Below are 16,249 nucleotides of genomic sequence, written 5' to 3' on the forward strand. Positions count from 1 at the left end.
AGCGGGGGGTGAGGAAGAGGTGAGAGGCGGATTCTCAGCGTCTTGCCGTCACCCCGGTGACGACGACATAGACAACCTTGCCCGTCGCCGCTGACGGATCGTCCACATCGACGCCGGCCCCGTTATAGGCCCTTGCGACGGCGGTCCCATACGAGTCGTTACCTCCGTCCTGCTGGTTGACCTGACAGTCGGCCAGCCGCGTTTCCCCGGACACCACGCAGCTGATCTCGACGCGCGCCCAATCGCTCGAGCCGGTCCGCGATCGCCTCGCGGGGGGAAAGGTGGCGCGAGGAACCGCGTTCAGCTCGGTCAGGATCGGCAAGGCATCGCGCGGATCATTGAGGCGGCGTCCGCAACTCTCGATGACCTGGTCAAGGTTGGCATGTTGCTCCGGCAGATCCACCCGCACCACGACCGGCGACGACTGCCCGCGCTCCACGCGCATCGACAGTTCGCCGCCCCCCCTCATGACCCGTGCCATACGCTCATCGTATTCGACACCAAGCCTGCCGGGCACTCTCACGCTTGCCGGGATCGTGGTCGCGCGCCCATCAGCGCGGCTCAACGTGACCGAAGAGGCTTCGTCGATTGCCGGCGGCAGGCCCGTCACCTCCACCCCGATCGCCGAGCCTCCATAGCAGGTCACTTCGATCACCAGTCCGTTCGAATAGCCGACACTGGCGACGCTGGAGGCGTTGTCCGCGGCGACCGCGTGGTCCCAGTCACCCCCGGGGTCCTGACGGGGCGATGCCAGCCCTCCCGCGCCGAGCAACAGGGAGACGATCATCAGGCCAATCATTTCGCCCTCCATCCTGCGATCAATGCAACGCACGCTATCCGCAGGATGCGCCTGTTGCCAGCCGCAATAGTATCTCCCGGCGTTGCCTAGGTCTCAGCTTGCGGGTCCATGATCAGCCGCTGGCGGACATCGTCCGGCGCCGCCTCTGCCCACTTCAGCAGCTTGTCCAGCACCGGGCAAAGCGCCTGCCCCCAGTCCGTCAGGTGATACTCCACCTTGGGCGGCACCTGGGCGTGGACGATGCGCGCCACCACCCCGTCCCGCTCCAGCTGGCGCAACTGCTGGATCAGCATCTTCTGCGACACGCCCGGAATGGCTCGCTCGAGTTCGGAGAACCGCCGGACCTGTTGCCCGAACAGCTGAAACAGGATGACCAGCTTCCACCGCCCCTCCAGCACCCGGATCACATTCTGGGTGCTCCCGGCGGCGGTCTGCGGCGTGTAGTCGGCATACTTACCTTCAGGTAAGTACCGTACTTTTTCGTCGGTTCTTGTCATTCAGAAGGCTTACTTCCAGTTTGGGTCCGAGACAACGTTTCCGTGCGGAGTAAACCATGATCCCCGACCTCCCCAAACCGGTTGCCGACTATGTCGAGGCCAACGCGAGGCTCGATGTCGACGGCATGCTGCGGCCGTTCGCGCCGGATGCCGTCGTGCGCGACGACGGCGGTCAACACCAGGGCCATACGGCCATCCGGACATGGATCGAACAGGCGACCCTCGCAAGTCGCGCCATCTTCACCCCCGACACCCTGCGCCACGCCGACGGGCAGGTGATCGTCGAGGGTCCGACGCATGGCGACTTCAGGGGCAGTCCCCTGCGCTTCACCCTTCGCTTCACGCTCGAAGGCGCCACCATCCGCGCCCTGGACATCTCGCTGTGACCGTCTGTGCTGAGTCGAGCGAGTTTGAGGGCAAGCGTGTCCTTGTGACCGCCGGTACCAAGGGAGCGGGTCGTGCCACGGTCGCGCGCTTCCTCGCCGGGGGCGCCCGGGTCATCACCTCCGCCCGCGCAGCACCCGAGGGTCTGGACGACGCCATCTTCGTAGCCGCCGACCTCACGACGCCGGAGGGCTGCGACGCCCTCGCCAGGGCGGCCATGGACAGGCTGGGCGGCGTCGACATCCTTGTCCACGTGCTGGGCGGCTCTTCCGCCCCCGTCGGCGGCCATGCGGCCCTGACCGACGACCATTGGCGGAGTGAGCTGGACCTCAACCTCATGCCGGCGGTCCGCCTGGACCGTCTCCTCGCGCCCCAGATGGTCGCGCGCGGATCGGGCGCCATCGTTCACGTCTCTTCAATCCAGAGCACCCTGCCCCTGCCCGACTCCACGACCGCCTATGCGGCGGCCAAGGCGGCGCTCCGCACCTACAGCAAGGCCCTGTCCAAGGAGCTCGGGCCCCAGGGCGTTCGGGTCAATGTGGTCTCCCCCGGCTGGATCGCCACCGAGGCCGCAGGTGCCCTTCTGGAGCGCATCGCCGAAGGGACCGGCGGCACGATCGAAGAGGCGCGACAGAGCGTGCTCGCGGCCCTCGGCGGAATCCCGCTGGGTCGCGCGGCCGAACCGGAAGAGGTCGCCGAACTGATCGTCTTTCTCGCCTCGTCGCGCGCCTCTGCCATCCATGGCGGCAACTATGTGATCGACGGTGGCACCATCCCCACGGTCTGACCGGGGCCGGTCGCCTCTAACCCCGCCCGCGATACCCCGGCACGCCCTGCTCCGGCAGCCACAGGCCGTCGGGCACCGGGCCGGTCTGCCAGAAGACGTCGATGGGGATGCCGCCGCGCGGGTACCAGTAGCCTCCGATCCGCAGCCATTTGGGCTCCAGCAGCTCCGCGAGCCGCTTGCCGATGGCCACGGTGCAGTCCTCGTGGAAGGCGCCGTGATTGCGGAAGCTGGTCAGGTACAGTTTCAGGCTCTTGGACTCGACCAGCCAAGCGCCCGGCACATAGTCGATCACCAGATGGGCAAAGTCCGGCTGGCCCGTGACGGGGCACAGGCTGGTGAATTCGGGCGCCGTGAAACGCGCGACATACAGGGTGTCGGCGTGCGGATTGGGCACCCGCTCAAGCGTTGCGGAGTCAGGATCAGCCGGCTGCGCCGTATGCGCGCCCAGCTGGCTCAGGCCGGAGGTGTCTGTGGTCATGGAAGGCCTTTAGCGGGTTGCGGTCGGGCTGAAAATGGTGGGCTGATACGGCCTCCCCTACGCGAGGCGGGTTCATCACAACGACCACGGCGATTCACGGCGCGCACAACGAGGTCGAGCCCGCTATCCTCCTCTCCTCCCCATCTCGATGGGGAGGGGGACCACCGAAGGTGGTGGAGGGGGTCTCCACCCGGCCCCCGCCCTCAAGAGCCCCTCCGTCACGGCGCCGGCGCGCCGCGCTACCTCCCCAGCTTTGCCAGGGAGGAGACGGGTACTGCGGCAGCCGCCCCCCAGTTCCCCCACTCTATCAATACCCCCGCCGGTTCCCGGACCGTTCTTCCCGCCCTGGTTCGCGGCTCGCCCATACTGTCCGGTTGCCAAGGTCGCCGGACATCCCATCCCATGATTTCAGACGATTCAGACGGTAAATTACCCCCCTCTCCCGTGGGAGAGGGGGCAGGGGGTGAGGGGCTCTCCATGTTCTTCGGCGTGAGCCGTCGCACCGGTCCAGCCACGGCTGTCGCCGAGGACACCGCCGCCCCTCATCCGGCGCTCACGCGCCACCTTCTCCCATCGGGAGAAGGGGACCACCTTGTCAGAGGAAGGCCAATTCAGACCATTCAGACGGTTCAGACGGTACTTTTCCCCCTCACCGCCGCTCACTTCAGACGATTCAGACCATTCAGACGGTATTTTTCGCGCCCTCTACACCGCCTTCCCCCGTTGCCTTACCCCGCGACAGCCGTCTATCCGTAGCGAAAGACAACGGAGGAGCCGCCCATGACCATTCCCGCTTACCTGCAAAGGGGGCTGAAGCTGCCGGTGATCGCGGCGCCCATGTTCCTGGTGTCGGGGCCGGATCTGGTGGTCGAGGCCTGCAACGCCGGCGTCATCGGCACCTTCCCCTCGCTGAACCAGCGCACCACCGAGGGCTATCGGGAGTGGCTGAAGGACATCAAGGCGCGGCTGAAGCCCGACGCCGCCGCCTTTGGCGTCAACCACATCGTCCACCCGACCAATCCGCGCCTGATGGCCGACATGATGGTCTCGGTCGAGGAACAGGTGCCGCTGATCATCACCTCGCTGGGCGCGGTGCGCGACGTGGTCGATGCGGTGCACGGATACGGCGGGGTGGTCTTCCACGACATCGCCAATGTCCGCCATGCCCGCAAGGCGGCCGAAGCGGGCGTCGACGGCCTGATCCTCGTGGCAAATGGCGCGGGCGGCCACGCGGGGGTGGTCAATCCGTTTGCCCTGATCGAGGAGGTCCGCAGCTTCTTTGACGGCACCCTGATCCTGTCCGGCTGTCTGTCGACCGGCCGGGACGTCGCGGGCGCGCGCATGCTGGGCGCCGACTTCGCCTATATGGGCACGCGCTTCATCTCGACCGACGAGTCGATGGCCCAGGGCGAATACAAGCAGATGGTCGTCCGGGCCGGGGCCTCGGACATCACCTACACGCCCGCCGTCTCGGGCATTCCGGCCAACTTCCTGACGCCGTCGCTGATCGAGAACGGCATCGATCCCAAGACCCTGCCCGAGCACAAGCTGGACATGGCCGACGAGGCCAAGGCCTGGAAGACCGTCTGGTCCGCCGGTCAGGGTTCCGGCGGCGTCCACGACGTCCTGCCGGTCGCCGACCTCGTGGCGCGCCTGCAACAGGAATACCGTCACGCCGCGACCCAATTCGCCAGCGGCGACAAGTTCAGCTAAGGGGGCGGCTTCCCACGGATTCGTCCTTACACGGAGCCATCATGCGCGCCCTCCTGACCGCCCTTTCGGCCCTGCCCCTTCTGGCCGTCTCGACCCCGGCCGCAGCCCAGAGCATGGCCGGTGGTGACTGGGCCTTCGGCGTCGGCGCCGGCACCGACAACCGCTCCAAGGACGTCTCCAAGTCCGGCACGGACGCCTATGGCTGGGCGCTCGCGGAATGGACCAGCGGCGACGGCTTCTTCTACACGGGTGCCGGGGCCGAAACCATCGACAGCTCGGGCTCGGATCTGGAGATCGAGGCCGGCGTCGGCGTCCGGCCCCAGTGGGGCGGCTTCGACTTCGACCTGAACGCCACCCACAAGTGGCGGGTCGACGCCAATCCGGGCACGGACGACGACGCCTGGGAGTTGACCGCCGACGTCAGCCGCGCCATCGGCCCGGCCAAGGGCAAGCTGCGGCTGCAGTACTCGCCGGACGGCACCGGCCCGACCGAATCCTGGACCTGGGTCGAGGCGCGCGCCAGCTGGGACCTGACCCTCACCACCGCAATCTCGGCCGGCATCGGCCGCCGCGAACAGGACCTGTCGGTCGACTACACGGGCTGGGACGCGGGCGTGACCTGGCAGCTGACGCCCGCGATCGACCTCGATGTCCGCTATCACGACACCGACGCCGACCCGTCCCTGTTCGGCGACCAGTACGGCTCGGCCGTGGTCGCCAACATCGGCTTCTACTTCTAAACCTTGGCCGTAGCCCCTATATAGGGGCATGACCTTTCGACCCACGACACTCGAGCGCGCCTATGAGCTGGCGCGTGAGGGCCGCTGCCGCACCGTCGGCGACATCAAGATCCAGCTGAAGATCGAGGGCTACGAGCGCATCCGCGAGTCCCTGTATGGCGGCACCCTCAACGCCGCCCTGCGCGACCTCTGCCGGGAGCACTACGCCGGCGCCGAGGCCGACAGCGGCGCCTAGCCCAGCGCCTGGTCGAGGTCGGCGATCAGGTCGTCGATGTCCTCGACCCCGACGGACAGCCGGATCAGGCTGTCGGTGATGCCGCCCGCCTCGCGCACCTCCTTCGGCACCGAGGCGTGGGTCATGATGGCCGGATGGTTCACCAGGCTTTCGACCCCGCCCAGCGACTCGGCCAGGGTGAAGACCTCGACCCGCTCCAGCACCCGGCGCGTCCGCTCCAGGTCGCCGTCGATGACCACGCTGACCATGCCGCCGAAGCCGCCGGTCATCTGGCGCGCCGCGAGCTCATGCCCCGGGTGGCTGATCAGGCCCGGATAGATGACCCTGGCCACGCCCTTGCGCGTCTCCAGCCAGCGCGCCACCGCGAGGGCGTTCTCGCAGTGGGCCTTCATCCGCAGGCCCAGCGTCTTGAGGCCGCGGTTGGCGAGGAAGGCATCGAACGGCCCCATGATCCCGCCCACCGAGTTCTGCAGGAACTTCAGCTGCGTCGCCAGCTCGGGATTGGCCGTGACCAGCACCCCGCCGACGATGTCCGAGTGTCCGTTCAGGTACTTGGTCGCCGAATGCATGACGATGTCGGCACCCAGGCTGATGGGCTGCTGGCACCAGGGCGTGGCGAAGGTGTTGTCGACCACCAGGATCAGGCCGCGCGCTTTCGCGATCTTCGACAGGGCCGCGATGTCGGCCAGCTTCATCAGCGGATTGGTCGGGGTCTCGACCCAGATCATCCGGGTCTTGTCGGTGATGGCCGCCTCGACCGCCGCCGGATCGGCCATGTTCACATAGGCGAAATCCAGCCCCATCGACCGGCGACGCACCCGCTCGAACAAGCGCCACGACCCGCCGTACAGGTCGTCGCCGGTGACGATGTGGCTGCCGGCGTCAAGCAGCTCCAGCGCCGTCGACGTCGCGGCCATGCCGCTGCCGAAGGCAAAGCCGTGCGTGCCCCCCTCAAGGTCGGCGATACAGGCCTCGAAAGCCTCCCGCGTGGGGTTCTTGCCCCGCGCATACTCATAGCCCTTGTTCACCCCCGGGCTTTCCTGGGCATAGGTCGAGGTGGCGTAGATCGGCGTCATGACCGCACCCGTCGTGGGATCGGGCCGCTGTCCGGCGTGGATGGCACGCGTGGAAAAGCCCGGACGGTTCTTGCGGTCGGTCATTCGGAATCGGTCTCTCTCTACAGAAGGGTTCGGCGGAAGAAGTCGGAGGCCAGGCGCTGCACGTCAAGCCATTGGTCCGGCGTATAGATGTGCCCGGCCCCGCGCACCACCTCATGCTGTACCGGCACATCGGCGCGACGCAGGAAGTCGACCCAGCGCCGCGTGCTTTCCGGCGAGACGTGGCTGTCGTTCTCGGACTGGATGACCAGCACCGGGATGCGACGACGGGGCGGGCGCGGGACATAGACATCCCAGCCGCCTGCGACACCGATGGCCGCAGCGGCCCGACTGTTCCCGAGAGCTCCATCCACAGCGACGTAGGAGCCCAGCGAATAGCCCATGATGCCGGTGCGCCGGCGGTCGATACCGTCCGCGATCAGCCAGTTGACGGCATTGCTGCCGACAGTCCGCCAGGCATCCATCATGGGCTCCGGCCGCACCCCGTCATCCGCCGCCGCGTCATAATAGGCCGGCACCATCGCCATGAAGCCCTCGGCGGCGAAACGCTCGGCCAGCGTCAGATAGGGCGGACCGATGCCGCCGGCGCCGTGCATGAAGACCACGCCTGCCCCATTGGGTTCGGTCGGGCGATAGAGCGCAGCCCGAATGTCCTTGCGTCGACTGCGGAAGGTCAGGGTTTCTACCGAAAACGGCGCGTCCTGCGCGTGCGCCAGCCCCGCCAGCCAGGGCGTGGCAGCGGCGGCGACCAGAAGCTGTCGGCGCGTGCGGGTCATGTCAGGGTGCGGTCGAAGAACCGCCCCGCCACGTAGAACACCGTCCGCCATTCGTCCGCGTCAAAGCGGTGTCGGGGCGAGGTCAACTCGTGCGTCTCCACCGGCACATTGGCGTCGGCGAGGGTCCGGGCCCGCTCGCGCACCCGACGCGCCGCGACCAGAGGGTCGCCGTCCGCATAGATCAGCAGCACCGGCGGGCGGTGACCGATCCTGTCCGTTTCCAGCGACCCGCCGGAAGCCACCCCGACGAAGGCTGCGGCGCCTCCCTCCTCCAGCACCCCGTCGAGCCCGAGCGAGCCGCCGCGGGAGAAGCCCAGGGCGCCGACGCGGTCCGGCTCAACGCCCGGCTGCCCGCCCAGCCAGACCAGACCGTCGAGGATCGCCCTCCGCCACCGCTCCACTGCCACATCGGTGGTGCGGCGCTGTCTGGGCGTCGCGTCGAAATAGTTGGGCATCAGGCAGTGATAGCCTCTCGCAGTGAGGGACAAGGCCCCCTCGGTGAAGATGTGCACATCGTCCTGCGCCCCGCCTCCCCCGTGCAGCAGGGCGACCGCGGATCCGGCCATGGGCCCGCTGAGCGCGTCCCCGACCGGCGAGAACAGCAGGCCGTTGATGGGAAAGGCCCCACTGGGATAGCTGACCAGCGAAATGCCCAGTGCCGCCGGATCCTGGGCCTGGCTCCTGACCGCGCCCGCCCCACCGACCGCCGTCGCGGCGAGGCCTCCGATCAGAAGCTGGCGCCGGTCCGGGGTCATCTCACCGGTTCAGGCTCAGGTGGTTGATCAGGTCCGTGCGGGTGATCAATCCCACGAACGTCTCGCCATCCAGCACGATCGCCACCCGGTCCCGGTCGAACAGCGGCACGAGGGCCTCCAGCGGCTCATTGACCTGCACCGTGTCCAGATCGCGGGTCATGACCTTCGACACCGGCAGCTTGAACCGCTCCTCGCGGGTGATCTCGTCGGTGTTCATCGTATGCACCAGATCGCTCTCGTCGACGATGCCGACCAGCCGCCCCTCGCTGAAGATCGGCAGCTGCGAGACATCGGCGCCGCGCATGCGCTTGAACACCGTGTCCAGGGTATCGTCCGGGCCCGCGAAGACGACCGCGCCGTCCTCGTACTTGCGCGTGATCAGATCGGACAGGTCGCCGTGCAGCTCGCGCTCGCCCAGTCCCTGATCGGCCAGCCAGGCGTCGTTGTAGACCTTGGACAGATACTTGGCCCCGGTGTCGCAGACGAAGGTCACGCACGTCTTGGGTTCGGTCTGCTCGCGGCACCAGCGCAGGGCCGCCGCGATCAGGGTGCCCGACGACGATCCGGCGAGAATGCCCTCCTTGAGCAGCAGGTCGCGCACCGTCGCGATCGCCTCGGCGTCAGGGATGGAATAAGCCTTGTCGATCAGGTCCATGTCGGCCGTGTCGGGCACGAAATTCTGGCCGATCCCCTCGACCGTATAGCTGCCCTCGGGTCCCGGCTCCCCGTCGTTGACGATCCCGGCCAGCGTCGACCCGACCGGGTCGGCCAGAATGATCCTGGCATCCGAGCCCTTTGACTTCAGGAAGCGGGCGATCCCCGTGATGGTGCCGCCCGAGCCGATGCCGGCGACAAAGCCATCCACCTTGCCGTCCATCTGCTCCCAGATCTCGGGCCCGGTCGTGTCGAAGTGGGCGGCCGAGTTGGCGTCATTGGCGAATTGGTTGACGTAGTAGCCGCCCGGGATCTGCTGGGCGAGGCGCTCGGCCATGTCGGTGTAGTATTCGGGGTGGCCGTGCGGTACGTCGGAACGGGTCAGCCGCACGTCGGCCCCCATGGCGCGCAGATGCTGGATCTTCTCCTTGGACATCTTGTCCGGGATGACCAGCAGCACCTTGTAGCCCTTGGCCTGTCCGACCAGCGTCAGGGCCAGACCGGTGTTGCCTGCCGTCGCCTCGACGATCGTACCGCCGGGCTTGAGCCAGCCTTCCTTTTCGGCGGCGGCAATCATCGACAGGGCGATGCGGTCCTTGATCGAACCACCGGGGTTCTGGCTTTCCAGCTTCAGGAACAGTCGGCATTTGCCGGTGTCCATGCGGCTCACCTCGACCATGGGTGTTTTGCCGATAAGATCGAGCAGCGAGGCGGTAGGACCGGCAAGGACCGGCTTGGGGGCAAGCGACATTCTGACTCCTGGGCTTTGGGCCGGAAGCTGGTCCGGTCTCCCGCTCAGGTCAAGCCGAACGCCTCATACCCTCAGGGAATGGCGTAGGCGTAGAGGCCGATACAACCATCCAGTTCGCGCTCCAGGATGGTGTCCCCGCCGTCTTCATTGGAATCCAGCCAGGCAGTCAGGGCGTTGCCGCTGTCGTCGATCGACAGGCCTTCGCGCGACGCAGCCTGCAGTCGGCTGGCATCGGCGGCCTTCAGCAGGGTGGCCGCAAGCTCAGCGGTCTCCCGATTCTCGTCCGTCGGGTCGTTCTCGACCACCTGGGCGGCCAGTACGGCGGTGAACAGGAACACACCGGTGCAGTTGACGGCCTGCTGATGGGTCGGGGGGTCCTGCGGCGCGGTCGAAAGGGCGAAGGACAGGGCCAGGGCGGTGATGAACATGTGAAGCTCCAGGATGAGGCCTGCACCTTGCGCGCCGCCGTCCGGCGCTCAACCTCCGGAACCTGACGACAAAGCGGGCCGAAACGCGTTAAGGGAGGATGATGACAAAGAGCCCCCGTCGCCCCGCCCCGGGGCTGCCCGACAAGGACACCCTGCTGGCCTATCTGCGCGAGGCAGGGTCGGCCGAGAAGACCGACATCGCCCGTCACTTCGGCCTGAAGGGCGCCGACCGGCGCGCCCTGCGCGAGATGATCCGCGAGCTGGAGGAAGAGGGCCGTCTCGGCCGGCGCGGGCGCAAGGGCCTCAGCGAGGCCGGTGGCCTGCCCCCCGTCGGCGTGGCTGACGTCGTCGAGCGCGACATCGACGGCGAGCTGATCGTCCGGCTGGTCGAGGCGTCCGGCGACGCTCCGACCGCGCTTCTGATGCCCGATCGCAAGGCGGTGGGCGCCGCGCCCGGACTGGGAGATCGCCTGCTGGTCCGCTTTGCCCGGGGTGAAGAGGGCTGGGAAGCCCGCCTGATCAAGAAGCTCGACACCGGCGCCGACCGGGTGCTGGGCGTGATCCGCCGGTCGGCCCGACAGGTGCGCATTGAGTCCGTCGACCGTCGGGGCAAGGACACGCTGATCGTCCCGGAAAGCCAGGTCGAGGGTCTCAAGGACGGCGATCTGGTGCTGGCCGCCGTCGAAAAGGGCAGCAGCCGCCACGGACCCAAACGCGGCAAGGTGCTGGAGCGGCTGGGCCGCGAGGATGATCCGCGGGCGGCCTCGCTCATCGCCATCCATGCCCACGGCCTGCCCACCGGCTTCTCCGAAACGGTCGAGGCAGAGGCCGAGGATCAGGCCCTGCCCTCTCTCAAGGGGCGCGAAGACCTGCGCGACCTGCCGCTCATCACCATCGATCCCGCCGACGCGCGCGACCACGACGACGCCGTCTATGCCCACGCCGACGAGGACACGAAGAACCCCGGCGGCTGGATCGTCTGGGTCGCGATCGCCGACGTGGCCGCCTACGTTCGGCCCGGCAGCGCGCTGGACCAGCAGGCGCGCGACAAGGGCAACTCCACTTACTTCCCGGACCGGGTCGAACCCATGCTACCCGAGGTGCTGTCCAACGGCCTGTGCAGCCTCAAGGTCGGCGAGAACCGTGCCTGTCTGGCCGTGCGCATGGTCTTTGATGCCGAGGGCAGGAAGCGCAGCCACCGCTTCGTCCGGGGCCTGATGCGCTCGCACGCCAGCCTGTCGTACGAACAGGCCCAGGCCGCCGCCGACGGCCGTTTCGACGACGTGACGGGCCCGATCGTCGATGCGGTGCTCAAGCCGCTGTGGACCGCGTATCGCGTCATGCTGAAGGGGCGCAGGAAGCGGGCTCCGCTGGCCATCGAAAGCCTGGAGCGCAAGATCAACATGTCGCCGAAGGGCGAGATCCTCTCGATCGAACCGCGCGTCTCGCTGGAGGCGCACCGCCTGATCGAGGAGATGATGATCCAGGCCAATGTCTCGGCGGCCGAGACACTGAAGCAGAAGCGCACCCCCCTGATCTATCGGGTGCACGACACGCCCAGCCAGGAAAAGGTCTTCAACCTCGCCGACTTCCTGCAGACGCTGGGTCGGCCCTGGAACAAGGGCGAGGCGCCGACCACCAGGAAGCTCAACGCCCTGCTCGACAGCATGCGCGACACCCCGCACGCCGAGATCGTCAATGAGGTCGTGCTGCGCAGCCAGATGCAGGCGATCTACACGCCCGAGAACATCGGCCACTTCGGGCTGAACCTCGACCGCTATGCCCACTTCACCTCGCCGATCCGGCGGTATTCGGACCTGATCGTGCACCGGGCCCTGATCCGGGCTCTGGGGCTGGGCAAGGACGGGCTGACCGACCGCGAGGTGTCGGAACTGCCCGCCATCGCCGAGCATCTGGTCATGACCGAGCGCCGCTCGATGGCCGCCGAGCGCGACGCCACCGATCGCTACATCGCGGCCTTTCTCGAGGAGCGGGTGGGTGCGACCTTCACGGGCCGGATCACCGGTGTCACCCGGTTTGGCCTGTTCGTGCGGCTGGACGAGACCGGCGCCGACGGCCTGATCCCCATCTCGTCACTGGGCCGCGACTACTTCCAGCACGACGAGGCCGCCCACGCCCTGGTCGGCCAGCGGTCGGGCCAGCGCTGGACCCTGGGGCGCCGGGTCGAGGTCAAGCTGGTCGAGGCCACCCCCCTGACCGGAGGCCTGGTGCTGGAGATGCTGTCCGACGCCGAAGAGGGGAAACCCCCGACCGGCGGTGGCCCGCGGGGCCGGCCCTCCGGCAAGCCGCCGCGCGGCGGCAAGCGTGCCGCGCCCGGCAAGGGCTCCGGAAAGCCCAAGGGACCGCGCCGAAGGAAATGACGCAGCCCTTCGATGCCCGCGCCGATCTGGCGGACTCGCCGGATGTCGGGGCGCGGATCCGGCCCCGGGACGCCGCCACCCTGATCCTGACCCGGAGCCGCTCGGGCAAGGTCGAGGCGTTGATGGGCCGTCGCGCACCGGGCCACGTCTTCATGGCGTCGAAGTGGGTGTTCCCGGGTGGACGGGTCGAGCGGGCCGACTTCACCGCGCCGTTCGCCGCGGACCTGCCCGCAAGCGAACTTGCCATGCTGTCGCGCGAGATGACCGAGCGCCGGGCGCGGGCGCTGGCCATGGCAGCCGTGCGGGAGACCCATGAAGAGACCGGCGTCATCGTCGGACGCCCCGCCGTCGGTCGCAGCGTGGCGGGTCCGTGGCGCGACTTCCTGTCGACCGGCCATCAGGCGGACCTGGCGGGCCTCAGCTACATCGCCCGCGCCATCACACCGCCGGGTCGGCCCCGACGTTACGACGCCCGTTTCTTCCTGGCCGACGCGGACGCGCTGGACCTGCCCGCCCGCACGGAGCACGGCGACGAGCTGGAGCGCGTGGCCTGGGTGCCGCTGGACGATCTGGATGACCTGCCCCTGCCCGCCATCACCCGCTTCGTCGTCGGAGAGGTGAAGGCACGGCTGGCCGGCGAGGACCCGGGGCGCCCCTTTGTGCGCCAGCTGTATGGGCGCCACCGCATCGAGCGGAGCTAGGGCGCTACTCCGCTGCGGTCGCGGCGACCGACTGCTTGTCCTTCAGGGTGACCAGCTCCTCGGCCAGGGTCGGGTGAACGGCGCAGGTGGCGTCCCACTGGGCCTTGGTCAGGCCGGCTTTCACGGCGATGGCGGCCAGCTGGATCATCTCGGGCGCCTCGGGGCCGACGATGTGGACGCCGACCACGCGCTGGGTGTCGGCATCGACCACCAGCTTCATCAGCACCCGCTCGTCCGAGCCGACGAAGACGGTCTTCATGGGCCGGAAGCGGGTCAGATAGACATCGACTCCCTTGGCGCAATGACGCCGGGCCTCGGCCTCGCTGAGGCCGACCACCCCGACCGGCGGCTGGCTGAAAACGCCCGTGGCGACAGCCTCATAGTCGAACGACGAGGGATTGTCCCTGTAGCGGGTCTCATGGAAGGCCACGGCCTCGCGGATGGCCACGGGGGTCAGATTGATCCGGTCGGTGACGTCGCCGATGGCCCAGATGTTGTCGACGCTGGTGCGGGAATATTCGTCGACCTTGATAGCGCCGCCCTCGGTCAGCTCGACCCCGGCCTCTTCCAGCCCCAGACCCTTGACGTAGGGGGTGCGGCCCGTGGCGAACATGACGGCCTCGGTCGTCAGGCTCATGTCGTTCTCGAGGTGGCTGACGAGGCCGTCGGCGGTCTTTTCGATCGACGAATGCTGACAGCCCAGCACCACCTTGATGCCGCGTCGCTCGATCTCGCCCGCCAGATGGGCGCGGACGTCATCGTCAAAGCCGCGCAGGATGTTCGGACCGCGATAGACCAGGGTGGTCTCGACGCCCAGGCCCGCAAAGATGCCGGCGAACTCGACCGCGATGTAACCGCCGCCCGCGATCAGGATGCTCTTCGGCAGTTCCGGCAGGTGGAAGGCCTCTTCCGAGGTGATGACGTGCTCGATGCCCGGCAGGTCTTCGGGCACCCAGGGGCGACCGCCGGTGGCGATCAGGATGGTTTCGGCCGTGACGGTGCGGTCAACCGAACCGTCCTTGTTCAGGACCTCGACCGTGTGGGCGTCCTTCAACCGGGCCCGGCCGTGGATCAGTTCGGCGCCCGCCTTGCCCAGATTGGCGACATAGATGCCGGACAGCCGGGCGATCTCGACGTCCTTGGCCTCGAGGAAGCGCTTCCAGTCGAAGGTCGCGCCCTCGATGTCCCAGCCATAGCCCTCGGCGATTTCCAGCGCGTGGCTGACCTCGGAGGCCATGACCATGAATTTCTTGGGCACACAGCCGCGGATGACGCAGGTGCCGCCGACCCGGTGCTCCTCGGCCACGGCCACCTTCTTGCCCGACAGGGCCGTCAGCCGCGCCGCCCGCACCCCGCCCGAGCCCGCACCGATGACGAAGAGGTCGTAGTCGTAGGTCGTGGGCATTGGGGGCTCCTGAACTCAGACGGTGAAAAAGATCGTCTGAATGGTCTGAATAGTCTGAAACCGGGTGGCGGTGCGGAATTCAGACGGTGAAAAAGACCGTCTGAATCGTCTGAAGGGTCTGGAATCCGCTCCGGCGAATTGGGGACAGGCATGGTCCGGGGACGCCTGGCCCCCGTCGCGTCAGGGACTTAGGGATCAGGGGTGGGAGGGGCAAGGAGCCGGTAGCCTGTCAGTGACCCATCCCCTGGAGATCCGCTCAGCCGCGCCGCATCTCCCGATGCAGGGTATCGTGAAAGTTCTGGTTGGGCGACCTTTCGCACGCCGCCAGGGTACGCTCGAAAGTCGCTCCGAAAGTCTCTCCCAGCGCCAAGGACTGCCTAACGCCAGCGCTGTCTCTCAGCTTGAGGACTTCGTAGCCGAGCTGCATGATGTAGGTGATCGTGTCGGCATAGGTCCGCTCGGGCCAAGCCGATTCATACCAGCGGATCTGTTGCACGACGGCCCCACAGCTCATGGTCAGCAGGTCAACGGGTCGAAATTCGACGGTTAGTCTCAGCCGGACAGGCTCTTCCGGCAACCGCGAAAACCCGGCCTCCTCCACTGAAGCCACCGCATCGGCATCAAGGAATTCGGAGCGTGAAGATTGGACAAGTGTCACCGATCCAAGCGAACCATCCGGGTAGAGCACTGCTTCCACGACGGCCGACCCTGTGTGGCCCGCCGCATGACCTTGCTCGCTGAAACTGGGGAGCGGCTGCCGCAAAACACGCAATGGGAATTCCGCCGATTTCGCATCAACCCCTGGCGGCGCCGTCGGCGGAGCGGCACCGGGCGGTGGGTCCTGCAGCACCAATGAAAGGACAATCTCCGCCAGCATTACATTGCCCCCGCTCGTTCAGACCCGATCATCCGTCACGGCACCAGCACCTCAACCCCGTCATCGGTGCCGATGATGGCCTCGTCTGCGAGGTCGAGGAACAGGCCGTGTTCGACGACGCCGGTGATCAGTTTCAGGTCATCCGCGAGGCGGCTGGGGTCGGTGATGGCGCCGCATCTGGCGTCATAGATCAGATTGCCGCCGTCCGTTCTGACCAGACCGCGCTCGGCGGAGCGGACGCGGGCCGGCATGGCGATGTCATGGTCGGCCAGCACATCGGCGATGCGGTTGCCGGTGGTCTTGTGCCCGAAAGCGACGACCTCGATCGGCAGGGGGAAGGCGCCCAGCGTCTTCACCACCTTGGCCGCGTCGGCGATGACGATGCAGCGGTCCGAGGCCTCCCACACCAGCTTTTCGCGCAGCAGGGCCGCGCCGCCGCCCTTGATCAGGGCCAGACCCGGTCCGACCTCGTCCGCGCCATCGACGGTCAGGTCGAGGCGGGGAGTGTCCTCCAGCGTCGAGAGCGGCAGGCCCAGCTCGCGCGCCAGATCGGCGGTGGCCTCCGACGTCGGCACACAGCGCAGGTCAGTCAGGTTGCGCGCCGCCAGCGCCCGGACGAACCAGGCGGCTGTCGAGCCGGTGCCGAGGCCCACCTTCATGCCCGCCTCAACCCGAAGGGCGGCGGCCTCACCGGCGAGGCGTTTCTGGGTATCGGACATCTAGGCTCCTCCCCTGCTTGCGGGGGAGGGGGACCCCGGAGGGGTGGAGGG

At 67.7% G+C, this 16,249-nt stretch carries 18 protein-coding genes; 7 read left to right on the top strand and 11 right to left on the bottom strand.

Translation table 11 applies throughout. The features are described 5' to 3' along the window. Nucleotides 1-34: 34 nt before the first annotated feature. Nucleotides 35-799 carry a hypothetical protein gene (locus J7346_RS08235; protein WP_209119430.1) on the bottom strand — a complete coding sequence of 255 codons (765 nt, stop codon included), beginning with the start codon at nt 797-799 and terminating at the stop codon, nt 35-37. A gap of 86 nt (nt 800-885) precedes the next feature. After that, nucleotides 886-1,296 carry a helix-turn-helix domain-containing protein gene (locus tag J7346_RS08240; RefSeq protein WP_209119431.1) on the bottom strand — a complete coding sequence of 137 codons (411 nt, stop codon included), beginning with the start codon at nt 1,294-1,296 and terminating at the stop codon, nt 886-888. A 56-nt stretch (nt 1,297-1,352) separates the two neighbouring features. On the opposite strand from J7346_RS08240, the gene J7346_RS08245 reads away from it, so the two are divergent. Then, nucleotides 1,353-1,682, top strand: a complete 330-nt coding sequence (locus tag J7346_RS08245) for a nuclear transport factor 2 family protein (protein ID WP_209119432.1) — start codon at nt 1,353-1,355, stop codon at nt 1,680-1,682. Further along, nucleotides 1,679-2,467 (top strand): SDR family oxidoreductase, encoded by a 789-nt coding sequence (locus J7346_RS08250; RefSeq protein ID WP_209119433.1) that lies wholly within the window; start codon nt 1,679-1,681, stop codon nt 2,465-2,467. Before J7346_RS08245 ends, J7346_RS08250 begins: the two co-directional genes overlap by 4 nt. A gap of 16 nt (nt 2,468-2,483) precedes the next feature. Here the strand turns inward: J7346_RS08250 and queF are convergent, their stop codons facing one another. Then, nucleotides 2,484-2,945, bottom strand: a complete 462-nt coding sequence (queF, locus tag J7346_RS08255; protein WP_209119434.1) for a preQ(1) synthase — start codon at nt 2,943-2,945, stop codon at nt 2,484-2,486. Between the two features lie 780 nt (nt 2,946-3,725). Here queF and J7346_RS08260 point away from each other — a divergent pair. The 3 genes from J7346_RS08260 to J7346_RS08270 are packed head-to-tail and all read left to right on the top strand — an operon-like array spanning nt 3,726 to nt 5,633. Then, nucleotides 3,726-4,658, top strand: a complete 933-nt coding sequence (locus J7346_RS08260; protein WP_209119435.1) for a nitronate monooxygenase family protein — start codon at nt 3,726-3,728, stop codon at nt 4,656-4,658. Nucleotides 4,659-4,699: 41 nt separating this feature from the next. Continuing rightward, nucleotides 4,700-5,398, top strand: a complete 699-nt coding sequence (locus tag J7346_RS08265; protein WP_209119436.1) for a TorF family putative porin — start codon at nt 4,700-4,702, stop codon at nt 5,396-5,398. Nucleotides 5,399-5,426: 28 nt separating this feature from the next. Continuing rightward, on the top strand, nt 5,427-5,633 hold the full coding sequence (locus tag J7346_RS08270; RefSeq protein ID WP_209119437.1) for a hypothetical protein: 207 nt from the start codon (nt 5,427-5,429) through the stop codon (nt 5,631-5,633). Here J7346_RS08270 and J7346_RS08275 read toward each other — a convergent pair. From J7346_RS08275 to J7346_RS08295, 5 genes are all read right to left on the bottom strand, one after another. Further along, on the bottom strand, nt 5,630-6,793 hold the full coding sequence (locus J7346_RS08275; RefSeq protein ID WP_209119438.1) for a cystathionine gamma-synthase: 1,164 nt from the start codon (nt 6,791-6,793) through the stop codon (nt 5,630-5,632). The two genes, J7346_RS08270 and J7346_RS08275, sit on opposite strands and share 4 nt — an antisense overlap. A gap of 17 nt (nt 6,794-6,810) precedes the next feature. Continuing rightward, nucleotides 6,811-7,527, bottom strand: a complete 717-nt coding sequence (locus tag J7346_RS08280) for a dienelactone hydrolase family protein (protein WP_209119439.1) — start codon at nt 7,525-7,527, stop codon at nt 6,811-6,813. Beyond that, the gene (locus tag J7346_RS08285) at nt 7,524-8,282 is read right to left on the bottom strand and encodes a dienelactone hydrolase family protein (protein ID WP_209119440.1); all 759 of its coding nucleotides are present in this window, start codon (nt 8,280-8,282) and stop codon (nt 7,524-7,526) included. The genes J7346_RS08280 and J7346_RS08285 overlap by 4 nt, the downstream gene beginning before the upstream one ends. Before the next feature lies 1 nt (nt 8,283). After that, on the bottom strand, nt 8,284-9,687 hold the full coding sequence (locus tag J7346_RS08290) for a cystathionine beta-synthase (protein WP_209119441.1): 1,404 nt from the start codon (nt 9,685-9,687) through the stop codon (nt 8,284-8,286). Nucleotides 9,688-9,758: 71 nt separating this feature from the next. Then, a complete protein-coding gene (locus J7346_RS08295; protein WP_209119442.1) occupies nt 9,759-10,115 on the bottom strand; it encodes a hypothetical protein in 357 nt (118 codons plus the stop codon). Between the two features lie 101 nt (nt 10,116-10,216). Between J7346_RS08295 and rnr the strand changes: the two genes are divergently transcribed. Both rnr and J7346_RS08305 read left to right on the top strand, forming a co-directional pair. Next, the gene (gene rnr / locus J7346_RS08300; RefSeq protein WP_209119443.1) at nt 10,217-12,496 is read left to right on the top strand and encodes a ribonuclease R; all 2,280 of its coding nucleotides are present in this window, start codon (nt 10,217-10,219) and stop codon (nt 12,494-12,496) included. Next, nucleotides 12,493-13,197, top strand: coding sequence for an NUDIX domain-containing protein (locus tag J7346_RS08305; protein ID WP_209119444.1), 705 nt, complete (start codon nt 12,493-12,495; stop codon nt 13,195-13,197). Before rnr ends, J7346_RS08305 begins: the two co-directional genes overlap by 4 nt. A 4-nt stretch (nt 13,198-13,201) precedes the next feature. Here J7346_RS08305 and gor read toward each other — a convergent pair whose 3' ends face one another. From gor to rpiA, 3 genes are all read right to left on the bottom strand, one after another. Further along, nucleotides 13,202-14,602, bottom strand: coding sequence for a glutathione-disulfide reductase (gene gor, locus J7346_RS08310; protein WP_209119445.1), 1,401 nt, complete (start codon nt 14,600-14,602; stop codon nt 13,202-13,204). 256 nt (nt 14,603-14,858) lie between these two features. Further along, nucleotides 14,859-15,479, bottom strand: a complete 621-nt coding sequence (locus tag J7346_RS08315) for an energy transducer TonB (RefSeq protein WP_209119446.1) — start codon at nt 15,477-15,479, stop codon at nt 14,859-14,861. A 35-nt stretch (nt 15,480-15,514) separates the two neighbouring features. Then, nucleotides 15,515-16,198, bottom strand: a complete 684-nt coding sequence (gene rpiA, locus J7346_RS08320) for a ribose-5-phosphate isomerase RpiA (RefSeq protein WP_209119447.1) — start codon at nt 16,196-16,198, stop codon at nt 15,515-15,517. Between the last annotated feature and the right edge of the window lie 51 nt (nt 16,199-16,249).

It is taken from the genome of Brevundimonas sp. A19_0 (assembly GCF_017744255.1).
Lineage (GTDB): Bacteria > Pseudomonadota > Alphaproteobacteria > Caulobacterales > Caulobacteraceae > Brevundimonas.